Genomic DNA, 20747 nt, shown 5'->3' on the forward strand with positions numbered 1-20747 from the left:
CCAATTTGCCTTGAAATGGGTATAAAAAAAGGCGTGTAGGCATGCCCTAAGATACAAAAAGCAACGAATTTTAGTGATTAATGAAGTTTGAATTCTTTTACCACTAACATCTAAGGCAAGTTTATCGTAAACTCAGGTATCAGGACGCCCACTCACTAATTGGACATTATAATGCAAAAACAAGCAGTTATTGAAGAAATGAAAGTGCTGCCTGAAATTGATGTGGCATTTGAAGTTACTCGTCGAGTGGCTTTCATTAAAAAGCAGCTTCTTACGTCAGGTTTAAATTCACTGGTGCTAGGCATTAGTGGCGGTATCGATTCTTGTACGTTGGGCAAATTAGCCCAGTTAGCAGTAAATGAGTTAAACCAAGAAAAGCACGAAAATTTTCAGTTTGTCGCCGTCCGTTTACCTTATCAAACACAGGCCGACGAAGCTGATGCTCAATTGTCGATAGACTTTATTGACCCTTCCCATTCCGTAACGGTGAATGTGCAGCCCGGGGCAGATGCTATTCATGCTGCTACCACTGAATCATTATCAAGCGCTGGTTTATTACCTGAAAGTGAAGCAAAGTGTGACTTTGTTAAAGGTAATGTAAAAGCACGAACCCGTATGGTGATTCAGTATGAAATTGCCGGAATGGTCGATGGACTCGTGTTAGGCACAGACCATTCAGCTGAAAATATTACCGGTTTTTATACAAAGTATGGCGATGGAGCGTGCGATTTAGCGCCTTTGTTTGGGTTGAGTAAACGCCAAGTTCGACAACTGGCCTCGCATTTAGGTGCACCTCAAACCGTTATCACTAAAGCGCCCACCGCCGATCTCGAAACTCTCGCGCCGCAAAAAGCTGATGAACAGGCCCTTGGCATGACGTACGATCAAATTGATGACTTCTTAGAAGGTAAATCAGTTTCTGCCGAGGTAGATGAAAAGTTGCTGTACATTTATCAGCGTACTCAGCACAAGCGCGTACCTATTCCAACCATTTATGATGAGTAGTTACCATGAAAAAGATTGAAGCGATAGTCAAACCGTTCAAGATGGACGATGTAAGGGAAGCATTAGCCGAAGTTGGTATTGCTGGAATGACAGTGTCTGAAGTTAAAGGCTTCGGGCGACAAAAAGGACATACGGAGCTTTATCGCGGTGCCGAATATCAAGTGGATTTTCTGCCTAAAATTAAGATTGAGCTAGTGCTTGATGATGAACGAGTAGAGCAGGCGATTGAAGCCATCGAAAACTCAGCAAAGACAGGCAAAATTGGTGACGGCAAAATATTCGTATTCAACGTTGAATCAGCGGTACGAATTCGTACTGGTGAGCAAAACGAAGATGCACTATAAATAGTCGTAACTGACTAAAGATAAAACCTAGCGTTGCATCCTTGCTTAACGTTAGCGTATGTAGCGTTAGCGCTAATATCAAAAAAGGGAGCCTTAGGCTCCCTTTTTAGTCAGTATTACACTTACCGTAGTAAGGTAACTTAGTGATCGTGACCACAGCCGCCTGGCGTATGGGCATGGCCATGCTCTAACTCTTCAGCAGTAGCGTCGCGTACATCTACCACTTCAACATCAAACGTAAGCGGAATACCTGCAAGTGGGTGGTTACCGTCTACCACCACTTCATCATCAGATGTTTCGATTATAATGACCGATTGCTCACCTTCAGGTGTGGTTGCACGAAAAGACATGCCAACTTCAACGTCCATGCCTTCAAACATTGAACTAGGTACGCGCTGAACGAGTTCATCAATACGTTCACCGTAGGCTTTCTCCGGCTCAACAGACAAGTTGAACTTTTCGCCTTTTTCTTTCCCTATCAATGCGTCCTCTAGTCCCTCAATAAGAAAGCGGCGCCCTTGAAGCACTACAAGCGGCTCCTTACCGGCTGAAGAATCAAGCTCGGTACCGTCTTCGGTTGAAACGGTGTAGTGAAGGGTGACAACGCTGTCAGAGGTTATAGTCATAATTTGTCCTGTAGTTTTGCCCTGCTGGGCGATGGTTATAAGTTTGTTTAATGCTTATTTACGGTTTTTCACCAGTGAGCTCTTTGCCTGCTCAATGCTGTACGGTAAGGGGCTAGGGTAGCAGGTAATTTCAACTTGATCAGCTAGGCGATGAATATCTTGCTCAGTGGTATCGTTTGAAAGCACGGCCATAAACCAGGTTTGTTCACTAAGTTCAGCTTTTCGAATGACCATGCCAGCGCGACGCCAGTTCTCGCCCAATTGCTTTTCTAGCGTATCGCCAGCGTTGATGTGAAACGCTTTTGGCACTGAGAAACTATAAGCTGCACGCTTGTTCTTACCTAAAAATCGAGTGCGAGCAACTACTTCCTGGCCCATATAGCAGCCTTTGTCAAAATCGATACCGTTGAGTGCCTGTACGTTCATCATTTGGGGAACGTACTCACTGATGCCGGTTTCCTGAATAGAAGGTATCGCACTTTCTATCATAATAGCATCGTATACATTTTGTTCAAAAATGGCGCCGTTAGTATCTTTAACTTTTTGCTCAAACTCAGCGACTAAGGAGGAATTCAGTACCACAAAATAAGCAGCGCGTTGAGTATCACTTTTAAATACCCACCCTGCGTCACTATGTACACTGGTTAATGGCTCACTAGGAAGGGTGTCAAAATAGCTGGCAAGCAACATTTGCCCTAGGTTTTCACCTAAGAAGAATTGCGTGTACTGATTTGATTCATCGGTTATATCTACCTTTGAAAACACACCGTACTTATTCAGTTGAGCAAGGGAGTGAGCACCAGAGTCTTTGTTGGTTAGCATGAAAATAGCATTTTCATGACGACCCACAAAAGAAACAGACCAAGTCTTTCCTTTATTATCGCAATGGGCACAATGCCTTACCGTATTCTCATCTAAGGCGTTGACGTTAACCGTCACTTGTCCATGCAGGTAGCTATCAGCTTGCTCGCCTTCCAGCTTTATTAGCATGTTGTCTTTTAACTTAATTGCATAGTGCGAAGGTAAATCAGAAAGAGTCGTTAACGCTGTCATCAAAGATTCCGAATGAAGAATTTATAATGTAGTAGGTGAGGGGTTTGCGCGCTTTATCAAGGGTAAGCCTTGAGATTATCACATTTTGAGGGGAATTCGTGTATCACCAGACACTATTGAAGCAGGTTTCTGTCTAAAAGGGCAGTGATCCTTCGCCCTTCACCGTGGTAATATGATGATAGTGTTAAAACAATAATTAAGAATGTGAATATATGTTTGAGCCAAAAAGACGCGCTAGATTAAAGTGGGCATGCCGCAGAGGGATGTTAGAACTTGATGTGTTACTCATGCCTTTTGTTGATGAAGCCTTCGACTCGCTAGATTACGAACAACAAGAAATATTTGAACGCTTACTTACCAGCGACGACCCGGACTTGTTTGCATGGTTTATGGGCCATCAACAATGCCAAGATCCAGAACTTGCTGGTATGGTGTCTACTATCGTTAATCGTGTCAAAGTACAGGGTTAAACTCACTTACTCGCCATGGAGACATGCAGTAGGAATGCTAATTCTTATTGCTGCTTTAGGTTTCAGTATTGTAAATTTACCCGAAGCCGTATGGACTTGGATAAGTCCAAGTTGGCTTTGGTTGTGCGCGCTGATGTGCACGCCTATATGTGTGCTGATGTACATAGCGTTTTGCCGGAATGCATGGCGTAAATTAAGCAAACCGACAGCGGCGCCATCTAACGATGTTTACACGCTTACAGACGATGGTTCATTGCGGGCGTTGATGGTATCGGGTGAAGAGGTTTATTCGCCAGCGGTGAATCTTCATAAATCGTCATTATTGTTGCCATGGGGTCTAACCCTAAATGTGGAACGAACTGCGCGAAAATGGTACCAGCCGTATTACGAGCATGTACGCTGGGTATTAAAAGGTGAATGCTCTGAGGCAGATTATCGGCGGCTTTGCCGAGCAATAATCTTCGCTCAAGGAGCAGGCCAAACAAGGAATAACATTGATGTTTCGTGAGTATGCAAAAGCTTTGTTTAAACGTGTCGATACCCGACAGTTAATGCAATTCAAACCACCCACATTACCGCCTCGCATTTACACTAAGCAGATTAATATTGATAACAAACACTACGGTGCGTTCTGTCAAGAAGTGGCGTGGCCAGATGCAGCAACCATGCATCCTTTGTATCTGCAAATGCTGTCTTTGCCCCTTCAAATGCAGTGTTTGCTTGATAAGAAAAGCCCGTTTCCTTTGCTAGGATTAATACATGCTGCCAATCGTGTAGAAGTGCTAGAGGAATGCGATTTAAGCGAGACGTTTGAATGCCGCGTGCGATTCAGCGATGTTAGACCGCACTCGCGTGGCTGGGAAGTTGATGTTTCCTTAGACGCTTTTCAACAAGGGCGCTGTGTTTACAAAGCAATCAGTAGCTACTTGGTGAAGGTGAAAGCGGTACACGTGGCACCTAGAGCTCCGCTGCAAGATACCACTGAAAGCTGTGTCGATAGCCCTAAAAGCTTGCTTGCAGAGCTCGATGTTACGTCGGACACCGGCCGACGCTACGCGAAAATTTCTGGCGACTATAACCCCATTCATTTATTTGGACTAAGTGCCAAAGCGTTTGGTTTTAAACGCCCAATTGCCCATGGAATGTGGACACTTGCCCGCGCGTTATCATTTGTACCCGTATCGGATGGTCAGCATATTTCAGATGTGGTTTGTCGTTTTAGACGACCCGTTATGTTGCCTTGCAGCATTAATATCTATCAAATGTGCCGAGATGAAGACCGCTCCATTCTGGAGATTACCAGCAGTGATGATCAGCAAGTACATCTGGATGCAGAGGTATCAACGCTGTAGCTTCAGGCTATTGTCATAAGTCAGTATGTTGTCCTGCTGACTTTGCTAGTTTTATTGGCATGCAAAGAGTGTGGCGTATTTGAGCAGATTGTTTGAATGAAAAACACAGTTTTTAATTCGATGTTGCAAGTTAAAGTACGCACATAAATAAAAGCCCATGTCTTAATATAGCGCAGTAAACATACTGTATTAAGACATGGGCTTTTTCATATTTCTAAACTACCGCTGATGCTGTTAAGGGTAAGTGAAACTCACCCAGAACCAACCGTCAAGAAATAAGTGTCCCTGGCACCGAAGGTAGCGCATCTTTCTCGGGACACAAAAAGGTAGGCGTCGGATTTTCAATTTGCCCAGGATGATCTAGGTTGAAGTGCAGCCCCCGACTTTCTTTTCGTTGCATAGCGCAGCGCACAATCAATTCAGCTACGGTAACCAAGTTCCTTAATTCAAGAAGGTTATTACTTACCCTAAAGTGTGCGTAGTATTCGGCAATTTCTTGTTCCAGCAAGTTTATCCGCCGCATAGCGCGTTCTAACCGTTTGTCGGTGCGAACAATGCCTACGTAATCCCACATAAATAGGCGTAGTTCGTGCCAGTTATGCTGAATAATAACTTCTTCATCAGAGTCTGATACCTGACTTTCATCCCAAGGCAAAATAGCTTCTTCACAGGAAGCTGAAGGTAACGTAGAGATAATATGCTCGGCGGCAGCACTGGCAAATACAACGCATTCAAGTAGCGAGTTAGATGCCATGCGGTTTGCGCCGTGTAAGCCGGTATAGGCAACTTCTCCTATCGCGTACACATTGGCCAAATCTGTTTTTCCATTAAAGTCGGTTACCACACCGCCGCAGCTATAATGGGCTGCGGGCACCACTGGAATAGGCTCTCGGGTGATATCTATGCCTAATGAGCGGCATTTACGATAGATATTTGGAAAGTGTTTAACAATAAAGTCAGCAGGCTTATGACTGATATCTAAATACATACAGTCAGCCCCAAGGCGCTTCATTTCATAATCGATGGCACGGGCAACCACATCCCTAGGCGCTAAATCGCCACGCTCGTCAAACTTGTGCATGAAACGAGTGCCATCGGCGTGACATAAGTTCGCGCCTTCACCACGAAGTGCTTCGGTAATAAGAAAGTTTCGGGCTTGCGGGTGGAATAAACACGTAGGGTGGAATTGATTAAATTCCATATTGGCAACACGACAACCCGCTCGCCACGCCATTGCAATACCGTCACCGCTTGATACATCTGGGTTAGAGGTATATTGGTATACCTTGCTTCCACCGCCCGTCGCTAGTGAGATAAAGGGCGCGCGAATCACTTCAACATGCTCTTGTTGGCGGTTCCATACATACGCACCAATAACCCGCTTTTTATCATCCTTCGATGGAATAAGGTCGATAGCGTTGTAACGTTCAAAAACGTGAATGTTAGGGTGAGCAGAGACAGCATCATTTAATGTTATTTGCAGCGCTTCACCGGTGGCATCGGCGGCGTGAAGAATGCGTCTGTGACTATGCCCACCTTCGCGGGTAAGGTGGAAACGTTCTTCACCAGACTCCGTTGTTTCGGTATCAAAGGGCACACCGTAACCAATAAGCCAGCTTAGCGCTTCTTTTGCTCGTTCGGTAGTAAAGCGTACGGCAGGCTCATCACATAAGTCGCCGCCCGCTTTTAACGTATCTTGCACATGAGCATCGATAGAGTCTTGCTCATCGAACACCGCAGCAATGCCGCCTTGGGCATACCGGGTAGACCCTTCATTACGATCGCTCTTGCTGAGCACAATAACCTGACAGTGGTCGGCAAGCCTAAGTGCAAGGCTAAGCCCCGCGGCGCCGCTACCTATAATCAGTACATCACATCGATGTTCAATGGAATTTGATGTGGAAGTTAGTGAAGATGACACTGATTTCATGTATTTTTGTATATATTAAACGAGCAAAGGTTCGGCAAGTCTAAAGGATGAGTGGCAAAACACAATGATCCAGATGGCTTTGTCTCAGCATTTTTAACTATTTTTAATGCTTACACCGAACTTTTTGCAACAGTGTGCGTCTATATCAATGCTTGTTAGAGCTATTGGGTAGTTGAAGTAGGAGTAATGGCTCGAATGAGCGAGCAGATAACCGACCAACAATTGGTCGAAAAAGTACAGCGTGGCGATAAAAATGCATTTAACTTACTGGTAACTCGCTATCAGCATAAAGTCATGCATTTGGTATCGCGCTATGTAAAAAACAGCGGTGATGTGGCTGATGTTACCCAAGAAGCGTTTATAAAAGCTTATCGGGCATTACCAAACTTTCGTGGTGACAGTGCGTTTTACACTTGGTTGTACCGTATCGCGGTAAACAGTGCTAAAAACTATCTTGTTGCGCAAGGAAGAAAGCCACCCGCTAGTGATGTCGACGCAGACGAAGCAGACTTTTACGAAGGCAGTGATGCGCTTAAAGAGCAATCCACGCCAGAACGTAGTTTGTTAACGGATGAAATTGAAGAAACCTTATTTAAAGTGGTGGAAAAGTTACCTGATGACCTTCGCATGGCGATAACCCTTCGTGAAATAGAAGGGCTAAGTTATGAGGAAATTGCAAATGTGATGGCGTGCCCAGTAGGTACCGTTCGTTCACGAATTTTCCGAGCGCGAGAGGCTATCGATAAAGTGATTCAGCCATTGTTAGAAAATTAAATATAATGAAAATGAACTTTCATTATATTGAGCAGACTAACAGCTGTGTTAGGGTATTAATTGATCACAGTTGATCAGGAAATGAATTTATGACGCAACAGCAAGAAAATTTGTCCGCTTTCATGGATGGCGAAATAGATGGCGATGCAATCATTGATGCGATTAAGCAAGATGAAGAATTGCAGGCCAAATGGCAACGCTACCATGTTATTAGGGGCGCAATGCGCAAAGAAGCCAGTGTTGCACCGCAGTTAGATATTACTGCCAGTGTTGCGGCCGCGCTTGAAAATGAGCCTGCTATTGTCGCGCCAAAAGCTTCACGTTGGCGTTCAATTCCAGTACTCGGCAGCGTAGTTCTTGGCGGTGTAGCTCCTTTTGCAAAACAGTCTGGCCAGTTTGCCGTTGCTGCATCGGTTGCGGTAGCCGTGATTTTAGGTGTTCAGCACTTTAATCAACCTGCGCCTACAGAGCCTTTCATGACAGCACCTACGGCAGGGCCGCAGGGTGGTTTAGCGCCAGTTAGCTTAGAGCAAACTCGCGCATTGCCTCGCAATGACATGAACGAAGTATTAGAGAAAAAGCGCAAAATCAATGCACTTATTGCCGACCACGAGCAGCAAGTTAAATTGAAACAAGCGCAAGAATCTGAAACTGACGATGCCGAGGCGAGTGCAGATAACCGCCCGTAAGCAGTTCATACGACGCTTAATAAGAATATCGTTTAATGAAAATAGATTATCGTAATAACGTACCAGCGCTTTTAGTGCTGGTACGCGTGTTTTTAGCCCACGTAAAAGTAAGTATTCGTCTTCGTGCCTTCATCAAAGACATGACCTATGCCCTTATAGTGTCTTTAGGTTTATCGTTTAGCGCCGCAGCGCGAGAAAACGAATCTGTGCAAAATACATTTTCAGAACGCGCTGAAACGTCACCGTCAACGTTGACCTCAACAGCAGATGCTTCACAAACTTCGGGCCAGGCAGCACCTCAATCAGTACCTCAAGCCACTGATGTAGTTGTCGTGAATCCCCATCCTCAAACAACGTCAGATTGGCTTATGCAATTAAGTGAAGTGGTGAAAACCCAAAACTTTGAAGTTGCTTTTGTTCAAAGTCGAGCGGGCCGCGAAACCATTCCCTTTTTATGGCGTCATGGTGTGCTAGAGGATGGCACCAGTATGGAACAGCTCAATTTACAAAATGGGCCAGGCCGCGAGCAAATTCGCGTTGATGGTATTGTGAGTGTGTTTGAGCCTGATGTATCGCCTTATAGTCTTCGTTCTGAGTTTATCAATGGGCCTATCCCCAGCGAACTGCTTCATCATCCTGATAGATTAAAAAGCGGTTATGAATTTGTCTCTGTGGGCAGAGCTCGCGTTGCAGGTAGACCCGCTCAACAAATACGTATCGTTAGCCGCGACAATAGTCGCTTCAGCTACCAGCTATGGTTAGATGAAGATTCAGGCATGGTGCTGAAACTTAATATGCTTGATTTGCAGGGCGGATTGTTAGAGCAGATTCAAGTAACCTCACTTAAAATAACCGATGCCCCTGATGACTATTTCGCACGTATTAATCAAGCGTCTTTACCTAAGCCAATGGCATTAACGCAAAAGCAATCGCGCCAACCAAATTGGGAAGTTAAGTACTTGCCTAATGGTATGGAAGAAGTACGTGGTGATACTCGTCGCCTGGCCTTAACCGGGCAAGTGGTAGAATATAAAATGTACAGTGATGGCTTGGTCGATGTGTCTGTTTATGTGCAACCAGCAAAAGATGCCCTTGGTGGTGATTTAGTGCTTAGGAATGATTTGAGTACATTTTTAACGCTTACCGATGGAAATACGCAGGTGACCGTAGTGGGTGAAATACCACTGCAAACCGCAAATGCTATTGCTACCTCGCTTTCTCCTACGGCAGATAAATAATGATTACTGAAACCGCGCGTGTTGTCGCAATAGAGGGCGATCTTATTACTGTTGAGGCTGCCATTAAATCGACTTGTAGTAGTTGCCAAGCCCAAAGTGACTGTGGCACGGGTGCTATATCCAGAGCATTAGCACCTAAAACTCAGCAGCTAACGTTACGTTCACCTATGCCGGTAGCGATAGGGCAAGACGTAACCGTGGGTGTACCTGAAGAAGGGGTGTTAAGTGCCTCCGCGTGGCTGTATTTGTTGCCTCTAACGGTTTTTATCGCGGTCTTTGCCCTTGCAAATGCCACGCTATCTTCTATTGGGCTTAGCCATGAATTGTGGGGGTTGCTACCCGCCGCCGCATTTACCTTTGCAACTTATAAAGCCATCGCATTTAAACTTAAACGGCTTGATAAAGGTAAGTTTCAACCCGTACTATTGAATACTATTTAGCGTAATACTCGCGCGAATTCGGCAATATTATTACCAAAATGGCTACTTTGGCTTACATTATTCCAATCTTTGGCAATATAACCCACAAGCTTATTCGCTTTTGTGTACAGAAATGGGTAAAATCCGCACGCGCTAGCTACAACACAAACAATAGCTACCATTCTTTTTTATATTAATGAATTTTTCTGCAGGTAATTTCCAGCATTATGCAACAATCGCACATTCGTAACTTCAGTATTATTGCTCACATCGATCACGGTAAATCGACTCTGTCTGACCGTCTTATTCAACATTGTGGCGGGCTAGCCGATCGTGAAATGGCCGAACAGGTTCTTGATTCAATGGACTTGGAGCGGGAGCGTGGAATTACTATTAAAGCACAAAGCGTAACGCTTAATTACACTGCTAAAGATGGTGAAGTTTACCAGCTGAATTTCATCGACACTCCAGGACACGTAGACTTTACGTACGAAGTGTCTCGTTCACTTGCAGCATGTGAAGGTGCATTGTTAGTGGTCGATGCCGGACAGGGCGTGGAAGCACAAACCCTAGCTAACTGCTATACCGCCATGGACATGGACATGGAAGTGGTACCTATTTTAAATAAAATAGATTTACCACAGGCTGAACCAGAGCGTGTAGCCGAAGAAATTGAAGACATTGTTGGTATAGATGCCATTGACGCCGTGCGCTGCTCGGCAAAAACAGGTATTGGTATTGAAGATGTACTAGAAGTTATTGTAAATAAAATTCCTCCTCCGGGCGGTAACCGTGAAGAGCCGCTCAAAGCGCTTATCATTGATTCATGGTTCGACAACTACCAAGGGGTAGTGTCATTAGTTCGTATCGTAGAAGGTGAGCTTTCTAAGAAAGATAAAATTCAAATCATGTCGAATGGCCAAACTCACCAAGTTGATAAAATTGGTGTGTTTACCCCCAAAGCCCTAGATACAGGCGTGCTTCGCGCCGGTGAAGTAGGCTTTATTATTGCAGGTATTAAAGATATTCAAGGCGCACCGGTAGGCGATACTATAACCTTAGCGAGGCAACCCGCCGTAGGCGCTTTACCAGGCTTTAAGAAAGTTAAACCGCAGGTTTACGCAGGTATTTTCCCAATTAGCTCAGACGACTACGAAGATTTTCGTGATGCGTTAGCTAAACTAAGCTTGAACGATGCTTCATTGTTTTATGAGCCAGAAAGCTCGCAAGCGCTAGGCTTTGGATTTCGTATTGGTTTCCTTGGCATGCTTCACATGGAAATTATTCAAGAGCGCTTAGAGCGCGAATACGATCTTGGTCTTATTACTACGGCGCCTACGGTAATCTACGAAGTAGAAACTACTAAAGGCGAAATTTTAAGCTGTGACAACCCATCTAAGTTGCCAGCGGTCAACGATATTGCCGAAATTCGCGAACCATTGGTTGAAGCGAACATTCTTGTGCCGCAGGAATACCTAGGTAACGTTATTACTTTGTGTGTTGAAAAGCGTGGTATGCAAACCGCAATGACGTATCACGGTAAGCAAGTGGCAGTAACTTATGAGTTGCCTATGGCTGAAGTGGTTCTGGATTTCTTCGACCGTTTGAAATCAACCAGTCGTGGGTTTGCCTCTCTTGATTATAACTTTAAGCGCTTCCAAGTCTCGGACATGGTACGTGTAGATATTATGATTAATGGCGAGCGCGTAGATGCGCTAGCCATGATCACTCACCGTGATAATTCACAAGGCCGTGGGCGTGAATTAGTTGAGAAACTCCGTGAGCTTATTCCTCGCCAGATGTTTGATATCGCTATTCAAGCTGCTATTGGCAACCACATTATTGCGCGTAGTACGGTGAAACAATTACGTAAAAACGTTATCGCCAAGTGTTACGGCGGTGACGTAAGTCGTAAGAAAAAGCTGCTTCAAAAGCAAAAAGATGGAAAGAAAAGAATGAAACAGGTAGGTAATGTTGAATTACCGCAGGATGCATTCCTGGCAATTTTGAAGGTAGGTAAGTAATGGCCAATTACTTTTCGCTTATTTTAGTACTTCTAACGCTAACCACAGGGCTTGTTTGGCTGGTGGATAGCATGGTGTTTGCGCCAAAGCGAAAGGCGCGGTTGCAGGAATCGGCAAAAGCGGAAGGGGCCAACTTTGCAGGCGAGCCACAGCTTCCTTACTTGGTTGATACCTCGCAGCAAATATTTCCAGTTATCGCTTTTGTGTTGGTATTGCGTTCGTTTATTTACGAACCATTTCAAATTCCATCAGGCTCGATGATGCCAACCTTGTTGGTGGGCGACTTTATTCTGGTTGAGAAGTTTTCTTATGGAATAAAAGACCCTGTATTTCGCAGTAAACTGGTGGAAACCGGCGTGCCAGAGCGTGGCGATGTGGTGGTATTTAAATACCCTGAAGACACCTCAGTAGATTACATCAAACGTGTTATCGGGTTACCTGGCGACACCGTGGTATATCAAGATAAACAAGTTTATATCAAGTCTAAGTGCGAAGGTGCTGCGAAAAACTGCGGTAAGCTTACGGCTATGCCACTAGATTTTGTGGGTCGTGACGAATTTGTGCAGGATATGGCTAAGCTTATGCGTTACACAGAAACGCTAGGTGATAATGAGCACGATATATTACGCCACCCAGTTAGAGAAATTTCTTCAAGTAACTTCTATACTCAGCCAGGTACACGCAGCAATGAATGGATTGTACCTGATGGTCATTATTTCGTATTAGGCGATAATCGTGACAACAGCCGAGACAGCCGTTTTTGGGGCTTTGTACCGGATGAAAACTTAGTAGGTAAAGCCGTTGCCATTTGGATTTCATTTGAATTCGAACGCAGCCGCGACAGTGTTTTGCCAACATGGATCCCAACGGGCGTTAGATTTGAACGCGTAGGTGGCATTAATTAATGCAGGGTATTGATAAATATATTCGCTTGAGTAAAGCGTTAGGGTACACATTTAATAATGAAGCCTTGCTAGAGCAAGCGCTAACCCACAGAAGTGCAGCAAAGCAGCACAATGAAAGATTAGAGTTTTTAGGTGATGCTATTTTAGGTATGGTCATAGGTGAAACCTTGTTTAAGCGTTTCCCCGATGTGCCTGAAGGTAAGCTTACCCGTATGCGGTCAACCTTGGTAAAAGGTGATACATTGGCCGAACTGGCCCGTGAAGCGAGCATGGGTGAACTACTTCACCTTGGTCCTGGTGAACTTAAAAGTGGCGGTCATCGTCGCAGTTCAATATTGGCAGACGCAGTAGAAGCTGTGTTAGGCGCAATCTACTTGGACTCAGGGATGGATGAGGTCTGTAATGTTATATACCATTTATGGGAAAGCCGTATTGAAGCGTTAAACCCCAATGCGCACCCTAAAGATAGCAAAACCCGTCTCCAAGAGTATCTGCAAGGTCGTAAGCTACCATTACCGTCTTATGAAGTTATCTCTATCTCAGGGAAAGATCACGCTCAAATTTTTGAAGTGAGCTGCACAGTGACAACGTTAGATAAGCCTGTTTCGGCTTCTGGAAATAGCCGAAGAAAAGCCGAGCAGGAAGCAGCAAGACTTACCTTGGAGACACTCGATGACACAGCCAAATGATATAACCCGATGTGGCTTAGTCGCTATTGTAGGGCGCCCCAACGTAGGTAAATCAACACTACTTAATAGATTGCTCGGGCAAAAAGTAAGTATTACGTCGCGTAAACCACAAACGACCCGTCACCGTATTTTAGGTATCGACACGGAAGGCGATTATCAAGCCATCTACGTTGATACCCCAGGTCTTCATAGCGAAGAAAAAAGCGCAATGAATCGGTACATGAACCGAGCCGCTTCAAGTTCTCTTGCAGAAGTGGGGTTGGTGTTGTTCGTGATAGAGGGTACACGCTGGAACGACGACGATGAAATGGTGTTGTCTAAAGTGAAAGCCTCAGGCCTACCTTGCTACCTTATCGTCAACAAGATGGATAAAGTAGAAGATAAAGAAGCCTTTATGGTTCACCTTCAAGGTCTATCTGAAAAATATAAGTTTGAGCATATTATCCCCATTAGCGCTAAACAGGGCAAAATGGTGGATGACATCCGAGAGCTTGTGGCAAAGAGCCTGCCTGAAAGCGAGTTTTTCTTCCCAGAAGATTACATTACCGATCGCTCAAGTCGCTTTATGGCCGCTGAAATCATTCGCGAAAAGCTAATGCGCTTCACGGGGGATGAACTTCCTTACGCCACTACGGTAGAAATTGAACAGTTTAAGCTAGCTGAAAATGGTGTATATCGTATCAGTGGTCTTATCCTTGTAGAGCGTGAAACGCAAAAGCGCATGATTATTGGCAAGGGTGGAAAGCATCTGAAAACCATTGGTGAACATGCCCGTAAAGATATGGAAAACTTGTTTGATAACAAAGTTTTCTTAGAAATGTGGGTTAAAGTGAAACAAGGTTGGGCTGACGATGAACGTGCTCTACGTTCGTTAGGTTATTCAGACGATAGTTAGCACTCAGCAATTATCTGTTTTGGGCTTAACGCAATAGTCGTTAGCCCAAAATATAATTTAAGAACGTGTAGCCCAAATCAAAAGCCCAAACGTATCAGCTAGAAAATCAGCTAGCATCCATTAGTCACAAAGCAATAAAAAGGGGTAGGTATGGCAATTTCCGATATGCGCAGACAATATGCAAAGGGGAGTCTGCAAGATAAAGACTTAACTGCAAACCCTTTTTCATTGTTTGACCGTTGGCTAAAAGATGCCATCACCGCTGAAATTCCCGATCCTACCGCCATGACTGTGGCGACCGTTGATGCTACAGGTCAGCCTTCTCAGCGTATTGTGCTTTTAAAAGATGTAAGCGAAGCTGGGTTTGTCTTTTTCACTAATTTAGGCAGCCGCAAAGCACAAGAGCTTAGTCAAAATCCTAAGGTTTCATGTCATTTCCCTTGGTTTTTCATGGAACGACAAGTAAGAGTGTGTGGTGTAGTAGAAAAGCTTTCCTTTAAGGAAAACGCGACCTATTTCCTTTCTCGCCCTAAAGATAGCCAATTAGCGGCTTATGCTTCTGAGCAAAGCAAACCTATTAGCAGCCGCGAGCTTTTGCATACTCAGTTTGCGCAAATGAAGCAAAAGTTTGCGAATAAAACGCTACCGGCACCCGACTTCTGGGGGGGCTTTCGTATTGTTCCTCACCAAATTGAATTCTGGCAAGGCGGCGAAGACAGGTTACATGACCGGTTTGAATACAACCGTGATGAAAGTGGCAACTGGAATACCCAGCGTTTAATGCCTTAAGGGGGATTAATCCTGGCATTCTTTAATGATTGATAGCCACTGCCATTTAGACTTGCCAGCATTTCAAGATGACTGGCAGGTAGTGCTAAACCGCGCAATCAGTGCTGGCGTAACACGTATTCTTATTCCTGGCACGCAAGTGTCGCAGTGGTCTACGCAACAAGCGATACAATCCTATTCAAACCAAAGTACGCACACTATCTCGATAGATGTTGCGTTTGGTTTGCATCCTTACTTCTTATCTACCAACGAAACTGATAATGCCACTGCCTTAACCGCCCTGCAGCGACTGTTATCTCAATCGAGTGTTCACATGGTAGCATTAGGTGAAATCGGCTTAGACGGCCATATAGCGACACCTATGCCGCTTCAACAAGAGATGTTTGAAGCACAGTTGCGATTAGCGAGTGAATACGCCCTTCCTGTTGTTTTGCATCATCGAAAAAGTCACCATCTTATATTTGAAAGTCTTAAAAAAGCAGAATTTGCAGAGGGCGGCGTTATTCATGCATTTTCTGGCAGTGTAGAGGTAGCCAAAGCGTATATCGATAAAGGCTTTTATATTGGCGTGGGGGGCACCATTACCTATGACAGAGCGAAGAAAACGAAAGAAACCGTTGCTTACTTGCTTGAGCACCACGCAGACCGATTGCTACTAGAAACTGATTCGCCTGATATGCCAATGCAGGGGCGGCAGGGGAAACGAAACAGTCCTGAATACCTTTGTGATGTGTTAGCAGCGCTGGGTAAACTTGGGGAGTATGATGTACAAGCCTTAGACGCACTTACCACCCAAAATTATTTCACGCTTTTTCGTAACTCACTTTTTCGTAACACGGTGAAGAATAATTAAAAATAGGTGCGGCTTGCTGAATTGAGTTAATTGAAATTAGCGAATGCTTCACTCAAGACTGAAAAACTCGAATTATCCACGGGCGAAACTTATAAAACCCTCGTGTTATATAAACACCCACAATCAGCGCCAACACAACAACAGCGCTAATAATAAGCCACAGTTGCTGGCGAAGCGTCAGCGGGCTGGAAAGTACCACTTCAGTGTCGATGTTAACGTTCAAATAACCAATTACTTTGCCATCATCATCGAGAATTTTTTCAACATGCGTATTGGGCGCGACTTCACGTTCTCGGGCCAGTGCGACTACACTATCAACTCTTGGTAAAGGCGCTATATAAATACCTTGAGCATTAAATACGCTTAAAGAGATAACGGCGGGTTCTTCTAATGCAATGGCGATTAAACGCTCTAGCTGAATCGTGTCTTGTGCTACTAAGGCAGGCTGTAAGATTTTTGAATATTGACTACTTATACTAGTACCTGGTTGGGCCGTTTGTACGTCAACCCAATGGGTTTGGTACTGTTGATACATTAGAAACAGGCCCACTGCTAATGCCACAGCGGTAGCCATAATAATAGTATGGATTAGCCGCTTAAAGGCCGTGTAAGCAGAGTGTGAAACGCTGTGTTTGTGAGCCATGCGTTCGGTTTCTAAGTGGTTCAGCATTTCGCCTTATTTTCCTTTATCTTTATGCGCTAACAGTAGGGTAATTTTGACTAATTTGAAAGTGTGTATTTCCACATGTGTAATGTTTGGGTAGCATATGGGCAAGACTAACAAAGGTTTGAATAAATAGTGATCACGTTTTTAAACGATATACCGCCTCATGCAATGCATGATACCTCTTTTTTATCTACGCAGCTTACCACAAAGTCATCAAGTGAAAATGAAGCTGGTCTTTCAATTCTAACCGTTATTGGTCAAGCATTAACACCATACATTGTTAGTCAGGTTGTTGAAGGTTTGGGCGAGGTATTTGAGGCTACGTCAATTCACTTTCATCCGTTACACAACAAATTGGGTGATGGTGTGGTGGTAGTGAAAGGGCGTTTGAGTGAAAACGCCGGCGTTCAAAAAACGGCTTCAGTGCCAGCATTGCTGCCGTCACTAATCACTACGTTGTCGGCCCGTTATCATGTGGACTTAGGCATTCAAGACACTCAGCCATCGCTTAACGAACCAGGTCTTCTTGTGATGGATATGGACAGTACGTTAATTGATATTGAGTGCATCGATGAAATTGCCAAACTGGCAGGTGTTGGTGAGCAAGTGGCTGCTGTAACCGAACAGGCCATGCGGGGCGAAATAGCATTTAATGATAGCTTAAACCATCGAGTGGCTTGCCTAGATGGTGTGCCAGAGCACCAGCTTCAACAAATACGTGATAGCTTGCCTATAATGCCAGGCGTACAGCTACTGATTGCCATTTTAAAACAACATAACTGGAAGCTAGCCATAGCTTCAGGTGGTTTTACTTATTTTGCCAACCATCTAAAAGCCCGCTTAAATCTTGATGAAGCGGTTTCAAATACGTTGGTGATAGAGCAAGGTATATTGACTGGCGAAGTGTCTGGCGAAATTGTGAATGCCGAGGTGAAAGCGCGAACGGTGAAAGCGTTGGCTGAACGCTGGGAAATACCGAGCAATCAAACCGTTGCCATGGGCGACGGCGCAAACGATTTAGTGATGATGGCCGAATCAGCGTTAGGCGTGGCGTGCCACGGTAAGCCAGTTGTCAACGAAAAAGCGGATGTTGCTATCCGATTGGGCAGCTTACATTGCCTACTGTACTTTTTATCCTAGTAGGTTAGTGTTGACTACGGCGTAATTGACGAAGGCGTTGACTAAGACGCTGCTGGGCGTCAACTAAAACACGCAGAATACATAGCGAGTACAAGCTCTGAAGGTGATATAAGAGCCTTCAGAGCTTGTCTTTATTTGGCAAACGCTTGGTCTTGTAATAAGGCTTGAATACCGGACTGAGAGCGCTCTTCTACTTTCGCTTTAGTGTCTCGGTTAGCGGAAATCGTGTCGTCATCGAATTCATATCTAATCAATACTTCATCAGTGACATCAATTAAGTGTGAACAGGCAGCTAAGCTCCAAAGCTTATTTTCAAGTTCCTTTGCCCGGTGAATAGCATACACGCTAACGTAATTTATCTCTGTTTGTAACATAGATAAATCTGGTTTGCCTGTAGTGGTAAGCATCACGTGAATAGCAATAAATTGCCCTCTGTTTAACGCTTCAGTAATAAAGGTCTTGCGCTGCTCATTGTTTTCAAACCGGTGGGAATACCGCGGGATAATGGCCATGCGAGGGTCTTTTTGCTTGGCATCAAAAGAAATCAAAAGCTCTTGGCGCAAGGGCATATTTTCCAGCTTCACCTGCTTGATACCGCTTTGCATGAAAGGCGTATCTAGCTTTCTGTCTCTAAATAGGAATTCTAAGTTTACCTGACGCTTTTCTGTTAGATAGGTAACTAGCGTTGAAACTCGTTCATCTTGTTTTCCAATAATACCCGCTTGCGGTGTATACCTAACCCCTTCCTTGCTCATCAAGAAGGATAGAGATGTGGCATTACGAGCATTAATACAGCGAAGAGCCTGACCCATACCCGGCAACTCTTCTTCACCAGAGTCTTCTTCTAAGCTGTGTTTGTTCTTTTTAATCAATTCTTCAAAGAACGCCCTTGCACTTTTACCTGCTTCACCGTTCATGGCTTTTAAATGGAGAATGTTTTTCTCAGCGTTGTGGTAAATTACCGAATACTGCAAATGCATTACGTCAAAATTTTGCGTAATCTGTTGAAGGCGAGGGAAGGATACTTCAACTTGCCCTTCTAGCTCACCGTCGTACTCTTTATTTAACTCAACACGCAGTCCCAATCCATGCACCGAGATATCTTCACTTACGCCAACGTGTACGCTGTCGTCATGAGATAACCTAAGCTCTATTTGAGAGCGCAAACGGTAGCGAGATTCTAAACGTTGATCTTCATATTTAAATCGGAACAACTCTATGTTTGGGGTCTTCTGATTTCTTGGATGACCAAAAACGCGAAGATGAGAAAGGTTGTCGCGGTTGAACTGTAATTCGTTATATGCCTGCTGCCCATATATAGAGGTTACGTCAGTAACATGAAGCAAGTATTTTAGGTTTTTCAACTTCGACATCACTCGAGGCGAAGGCGGTGTATTTTGACGCTTTATTTTCGAACCCACAGAGTCTGGGATAGACAAGGGGGTATGAGCTTGCTCGGGCAGCATGTCGGTTAACGTGAGCTTAAATACTCGCCAACTGACCTTTTTTGAGCCAAAGCCTAAGAAAACCTGTTTTAACATGTCTTTCTCAATAAGCTGCTCGTAAGAGGCGGAGTAAAAAAAGACTTTGTCATTTTGCAAATGGGTAAAGCTGAACACGAAAATCTCGCGACGATGCGCAGGCTTAGCGTGCAGGGTGTTCAATCTATTTTGCGAAAGCAGAAAACCTAATCGACATTCATCTTCTTCATCTTGCCAGTAGCTCACCGTTTCGCGATTAACTTCGTTAACCATTGCGAAGCGTGGAATAAGACGATCTTCAATTAAATCGACATAAATAGGTAGCGTTGGGCTTCGTGGCGAAAAGTATTGTTCACAGGTTTTACTGGTGATCGCTTCAATAGTGTTGTTCATATTCACTTTATAGCGGCGTTTATTACCGTGTATAAAGCTTTCCAAAAACTTATCAAAGCTAGGCGCTGGGCGCTCTGTTGCACGCTGTAAGGCTAAATAAATAACGTCTTTTTTGCGAATTGTTTTCACAAGACGATAAGCAATGCCATTTTTCTTATCCATGGCAAACTCGCCTTCAAGCCCACGGAAGTAGACTTGTAATAGCTCATTTTGTTTAAACAGTGTTTCTTTGGTGAGTTTGACTTGCAGGCCTTCTAGGGACACATCAACGCTTAAGCCTTTAATCGAATGATTACTTTCGTTAAATAGCTCAACCGCAACAGCAAAGTTCATGCGTTCTGTACTGCGTTGACGATAATCTAGTAAGTTTACCGTTGGCACTTTGAACTGCTCTAAAATAGCCGAGCCTTTTTTGCGAGGTGCATTCGAAGTTGTGCCTGTATCGCGGGCTTCTTCGGCTTTCTCGCGAATAATACGGTAATTGTTTTCAGTATTTTGAACGGCCTCATAAACACCGAATGTATACCCACCAAAAATTCTAATTTGCTCTTCGAATTTATCGACAGCAATTTCATCCATGTAATGGGTTCTACCATCATGCAAATAGCTTTTGCATTTACCGTCTACTTGGCCACGTAAATCTATTGATCGCATACAGGGCTTCGCAAGGCGTTTCACTTCCATTTTTAATAGAAAGCGTTTTTCCTTGGGAATATCACCGCCAATTTGTAACAGAACCTTATTAAATTCAGGCTCGTTTACCAGGGGTTTCAATTGCTCAATTATGTCAGCGTATTGCTGTAAATCTTGGCTCATGTATGCACAACTTAGTTACTTTCTATTATTATAGACATTATTATTATCGGCACTAATACTAAACCCATTAATAAACAGCATTTTGCAATTTAATACCCGTATACCCTCTAGGTGGAAAATCTTACGAAACGGGTAGTCGGTCTAGTGTGCCTTGATGTCCTTTATAAGATAGAATACTCCTTTTCACGCTGGGAT

Annotated in this window: 21 protein-coding genes; 16 read left to right on the plus strand and 5 right to left on the minus strand. The window is 44.2% G+C overall.

Going from position 1 to position 20747, the window contains the following annotated elements:
* Positions 1 to 171 precede the first annotated feature (171 nt).
* Positions 172 to 1005, plus strand: coding sequence for an ammonia-dependent NAD(+) synthetase (gene nadE / locus R1T43_RS07460; RefSeq protein WP_317354537.1), 834 nt, complete (start codon positions 172 to 174; stop codon positions 1003 to 1005).
* 5 nt (positions 1006 to 1010) lie between these two features.
* Complete coding sequence (locus R1T43_RS07465) at positions 1011 to 1349, plus strand: P-II family nitrogen regulator (protein ID WP_211070603.1); 339 nt, start codon at positions 1011 to 1013, stop codon at positions 1347 to 1349.
* A gap of 140 nt (positions 1350 to 1489) precedes the next feature.
* Here R1T43_RS07465 and R1T43_RS07470 read toward each other — a convergent pair whose 3' ends face one another.
* Together R1T43_RS07470 and R1T43_RS07475 are read right to left on the minus strand one after the other, a co-directional pair.
* Entirely contained in the window at positions 1490 to 1975 is a 486-nt protein-coding gene (locus tag R1T43_RS07470; RefSeq protein WP_211070604.1) for a peptidylprolyl isomerase, read from the minus strand.
* A 54-nt stretch (positions 1976 to 2029) separates the two neighbouring features.
* On the minus strand, positions 2030 to 3028 hold the full coding sequence (locus R1T43_RS07475) for a glycine cleavage system protein T (protein WP_317354540.1): 999 nt from the start codon (positions 3026 to 3028) through the stop codon (positions 2030 to 2032).
* Between the two features lie 212 nt (positions 3029 to 3240).
* On the opposite strand from R1T43_RS07475, the gene R1T43_RS07480 reads away from it, so the two are divergent.
* From R1T43_RS07480 to R1T43_RS07490, 3 genes are read left to right on the plus strand one after another with little or no spacing between them, the layout of a single operon-like run.
* Positions 3241 to 3498 (plus strand): succinate dehydrogenase assembly factor 2, encoded by a 258-nt coding sequence (locus R1T43_RS07480; RefSeq protein WP_013783338.1) that lies wholly within the window; start codon positions 3241 to 3243, stop codon positions 3496 to 3498.
* 34 nt (positions 3499 to 3532) lie between these two features.
* Positions 3533 to 4006, plus strand: coding sequence for a protein YgfX (locus R1T43_RS07485; protein WP_317354545.1), 474 nt, complete (start codon positions 3533 to 3535; stop codon positions 4004 to 4006).
* Positions 3996 to 4850 carry a MaoC family dehydratase gene (locus R1T43_RS07490; RefSeq protein ID WP_317354547.1) on the plus strand — a complete coding sequence of 285 codons (855 nt, stop codon included), beginning with the start codon at positions 3996 to 3998 and terminating at the stop codon, positions 4848 to 4850. The genes R1T43_RS07485 and R1T43_RS07490 overlap by 11 nt, the downstream gene beginning before the upstream one ends.
* Positions 4851 to 5118: 268 nt before the next feature.
* Here the strand turns inward: R1T43_RS07490 and nadB are convergent, their stop codons facing one another.
* Positions 5119 to 6780, minus strand: coding sequence for an L-aspartate oxidase (nadB, locus tag R1T43_RS07495; RefSeq protein WP_211070608.1), 1662 nt, complete (start codon positions 6778 to 6780; stop codon positions 5119 to 5121).
* A 195-nt stretch (positions 6781 to 6975) separates the two neighbouring features.
* Between nadB and rpoE the strand changes: the two genes are divergently transcribed.
* The 10 genes from rpoE to R1T43_RS07545 all read left to right on the plus strand — a co-directional run bounded on the left by rpoE (position 6976) and on the right by R1T43_RS07545 (position 16055).
* Entirely contained in the window at positions 6976 to 7554 is a 579-nt protein-coding gene (rpoE, locus tag R1T43_RS07500) for an RNA polymerase sigma factor RpoE (protein WP_013783342.1), read from the plus strand.
* An 89-nt stretch (positions 7555 to 7643) separates the two neighbouring features.
* Positions 7644 to 8243 (plus strand): sigma-E factor negative regulatory protein, encoded by a 600-nt coding sequence (locus R1T43_RS07505; protein WP_317354550.1) that lies wholly within the window; start codon positions 7644 to 7646, stop codon positions 8241 to 8243.
* 35 nt (positions 8244 to 8278) lie between these two features.
* Positions 8279 to 9481: a MucB/RseB C-terminal domain-containing protein gene (locus R1T43_RS07510; protein WP_317354552.1), complete on the plus strand. Its 1203-nt coding sequence runs from the start codon at positions 8279 to 8281 to the stop codon at positions 9479 to 9481.
* Positions 9481 to 9921, plus strand: coding sequence for a SoxR reducing system RseC family protein (locus tag R1T43_RS07515; protein ID WP_317354554.1), 441 nt, complete (start codon positions 9481 to 9483; stop codon positions 9919 to 9921). Before R1T43_RS07510 ends, R1T43_RS07515 begins: the two co-directional genes overlap by 1 nt.
* 206 nt (positions 9922 to 10127) lie before the next feature.
* Complete coding sequence (gene lepA, locus R1T43_RS07520; protein ID WP_159532089.1) at positions 10128 to 11924, plus strand: translation elongation factor 4; 1797 nt, start codon at positions 10128 to 10130, stop codon at positions 11922 to 11924.
* Positions 11924 to 12829 (plus strand): signal peptidase I, encoded by a 906-nt coding sequence (lepB, locus tag R1T43_RS07525; RefSeq protein ID WP_063457524.1) that lies wholly within the window; start codon positions 11924 to 11926, stop codon positions 12827 to 12829. The genes lepA and lepB overlap by 1 nt, the downstream gene beginning before the upstream one ends.
* Entirely contained in the window at positions 12829 to 13518 is a 690-nt protein-coding gene (rnc, locus tag R1T43_RS07530) for a ribonuclease III (RefSeq protein WP_057790686.1), read from the plus strand. The genes lepB and rnc overlap by 1 nt, the downstream gene beginning before the upstream one ends.
* Positions 13502 to 14413 (plus strand): GTPase Era, encoded by a 912-nt coding sequence (era, locus tag R1T43_RS07535; RefSeq protein ID WP_057790688.1) that lies wholly within the window; start codon positions 13502 to 13504, stop codon positions 14411 to 14413. Before rnc ends, era begins: the two co-directional genes overlap by 17 nt.
* Before the next feature lie 150 nt (positions 14414 to 14563).
* Positions 14564 to 15202: a pyridoxamine 5'-phosphate oxidase gene (gene pdxH, locus R1T43_RS07540; RefSeq protein ID WP_317354562.1), complete on the plus strand. Its 639-nt coding sequence runs from the start codon at positions 14564 to 14566 to the stop codon at positions 15200 to 15202.
* A gap of 25 nt (positions 15203 to 15227) precedes the next feature.
* Positions 15228 to 16055 (plus strand): TatD family hydrolase, encoded by an 828-nt coding sequence (locus R1T43_RS07545; RefSeq protein ID WP_317354564.1) that lies wholly within the window; start codon positions 15228 to 15230, stop codon positions 16053 to 16055.
* A 52-nt stretch (positions 16056 to 16107) separates the two neighbouring features.
* On the opposite strand, the gene R1T43_RS07550 is transcribed toward R1T43_RS07545, so the two are convergent.
* Positions 16108 to 16725, minus strand: a complete 618-nt coding sequence (locus R1T43_RS07550; protein WP_211070616.1) for a hypothetical protein — start codon at positions 16723 to 16725, stop codon at positions 16108 to 16110.
* Positions 16726 to 16851: 126 nt separating this feature from the next.
* Here R1T43_RS07550 and serB point away from each other — a divergent pair, with 126 nt between their 5' ends.
* Positions 16852 to 17862 carry a phosphoserine phosphatase SerB gene (gene serB / locus R1T43_RS07555; RefSeq protein WP_317355735.1) on the plus strand — a complete coding sequence of 337 codons (1011 nt, stop codon included), beginning with the start codon at positions 16852 to 16854 and terminating at the stop codon, positions 17860 to 17862.
* Positions 17863 to 17993: 131 nt separating this feature from the next.
* Here serB and R1T43_RS07560 read toward each other — a convergent pair whose 3' ends face one another.
* Positions 17994 to 20552, minus strand: coding sequence for a PilZ domain-containing protein (locus tag R1T43_RS07560; RefSeq protein ID WP_317354567.1), 2559 nt, complete (start codon positions 20550 to 20552; stop codon positions 17994 to 17996).
* Positions 20553 to 20747: the final 195 nt, after the last annotated feature.

This window comes from Alteromonas sp. CI.11.F.A3 (genome assembly GCF_032925565.1).
In the GTDB taxonomy this organism is placed as follows: Bacteria; Pseudomonadota; Gammaproteobacteria; order Enterobacterales; family Alteromonadaceae; genus Alteromonas.

Coding starts and splice junctions, on each gene's coding strand:
- R1T43_RS07505 (WP_317354550.1), top strand. CDS start 7,644: ATGACGCAACAGCAAGAAAATTTGTCCGCTTTCATGGATGGCGAAATA.
- pdxH (WP_317354562.1), top strand. CDS start 14,564: ATGGCAATTTCCGATATGCGCAGACAATATGCAAAGGGGAGTCTGCAA.
- R1T43_RS07480 (WP_013783338.1), top strand. CDS start 3,241: ATGTTTGAGCCAAAAAGACGCGCTAGATTAAAGTGGGCATGCCGCAGA.
- R1T43_RS07490 (WP_317354547.1), top strand. CDS start 3,996: ATGTTTCGTGAGTATGCAAAAGCTTTGTTTAAACGTGTCGATACCCGA.
- era (WP_057790688.1), top strand. CDS start 13,502: ATGACACAGCCAAATGATATAACCCGATGTGGCTTAGTCGCTATTGTA.
- R1T43_RS07510 (WP_317354552.1), top strand. CDS start 8,279: ATGAAAATAGATTATCGTAATAACGTACCAGCGCTTTTAGTGCTGGTA.
- R1T43_RS07485 (WP_317354545.1), top strand. CDS start 3,533: ATGCTAATTCTTATTGCTGCTTTAGGTTTCAGTATTGTAAATTTACCC.
- R1T43_RS07465 (WP_211070603.1), top strand. CDS start 1,011: ATGAAAAAGATTGAAGCGATAGTCAAACCGTTCAAGATGGACGATGTA.
- lepA (WP_159532089.1), top strand. CDS start 10,128: ATGCAACAATCGCACATTCGTAACTTCAGTATTATTGCTCACATCGAT.
- R1T43_RS07550 (WP_211070616.1), bottom strand. CDS start 16,725: ATGCTGAACCACTTAGAAACCGAACGCATGGCTCACAAACACAGCGTT.
- R1T43_RS07545 (WP_317354564.1), top strand. CDS start 15,228: ATGATTGATAGCCACTGCCATTTAGACTTGCCAGCATTTCAAGATGAC.
- R1T43_RS07475 (WP_317354540.1), bottom strand. CDS start 3,028: ATGACAGCGTTAACGACTCTTTCTGATTTACCTTCGCACTATGCAATT.
- nadE (WP_317354537.1), top strand. CDS start 172: ATGCAAAAACAAGCAGTTATTGAAGAAATGAAAGTGCTGCCTGAAATT.
- R1T43_RS07470 (WP_211070604.1), bottom strand. CDS start 1,975: ATGACTATAACCTCTGACAGCGTTGTCACCCTTCACTACACCGTTTCA.
- R1T43_RS07515 (WP_317354554.1), top strand. CDS start 9,481: ATGATTACTGAAACCGCGCGTGTTGTCGCAATAGAGGGCGATCTTATT.
- rnc (WP_057790686.1), top strand. CDS start 12,829: ATGCAGGGTATTGATAAATATATTCGCTTGAGTAAAGCGTTAGGGTAC.
- lepB (WP_063457524.1), top strand. CDS start 11,924: ATGGCCAATTACTTTTCGCTTATTTTAGTACTTCTAACGCTAACCACA.
- R1T43_RS07560 (WP_317354567.1), bottom strand. CDS start 20,552: ATGAGCCAAGATTTACAGCAATACGCTGACATAATTGAGCAATTGAAA.
- rpoE (WP_013783342.1), top strand. CDS start 6,976: ATGAGCGAGCAGATAACCGACCAACAATTGGTCGAAAAAGTACAGCGT.
- nadB (WP_211070608.1), bottom strand. CDS start 6,780: ATGAAATCAGTGTCATCTTCACTAACTTCCACATCAAATTCCATTGAA.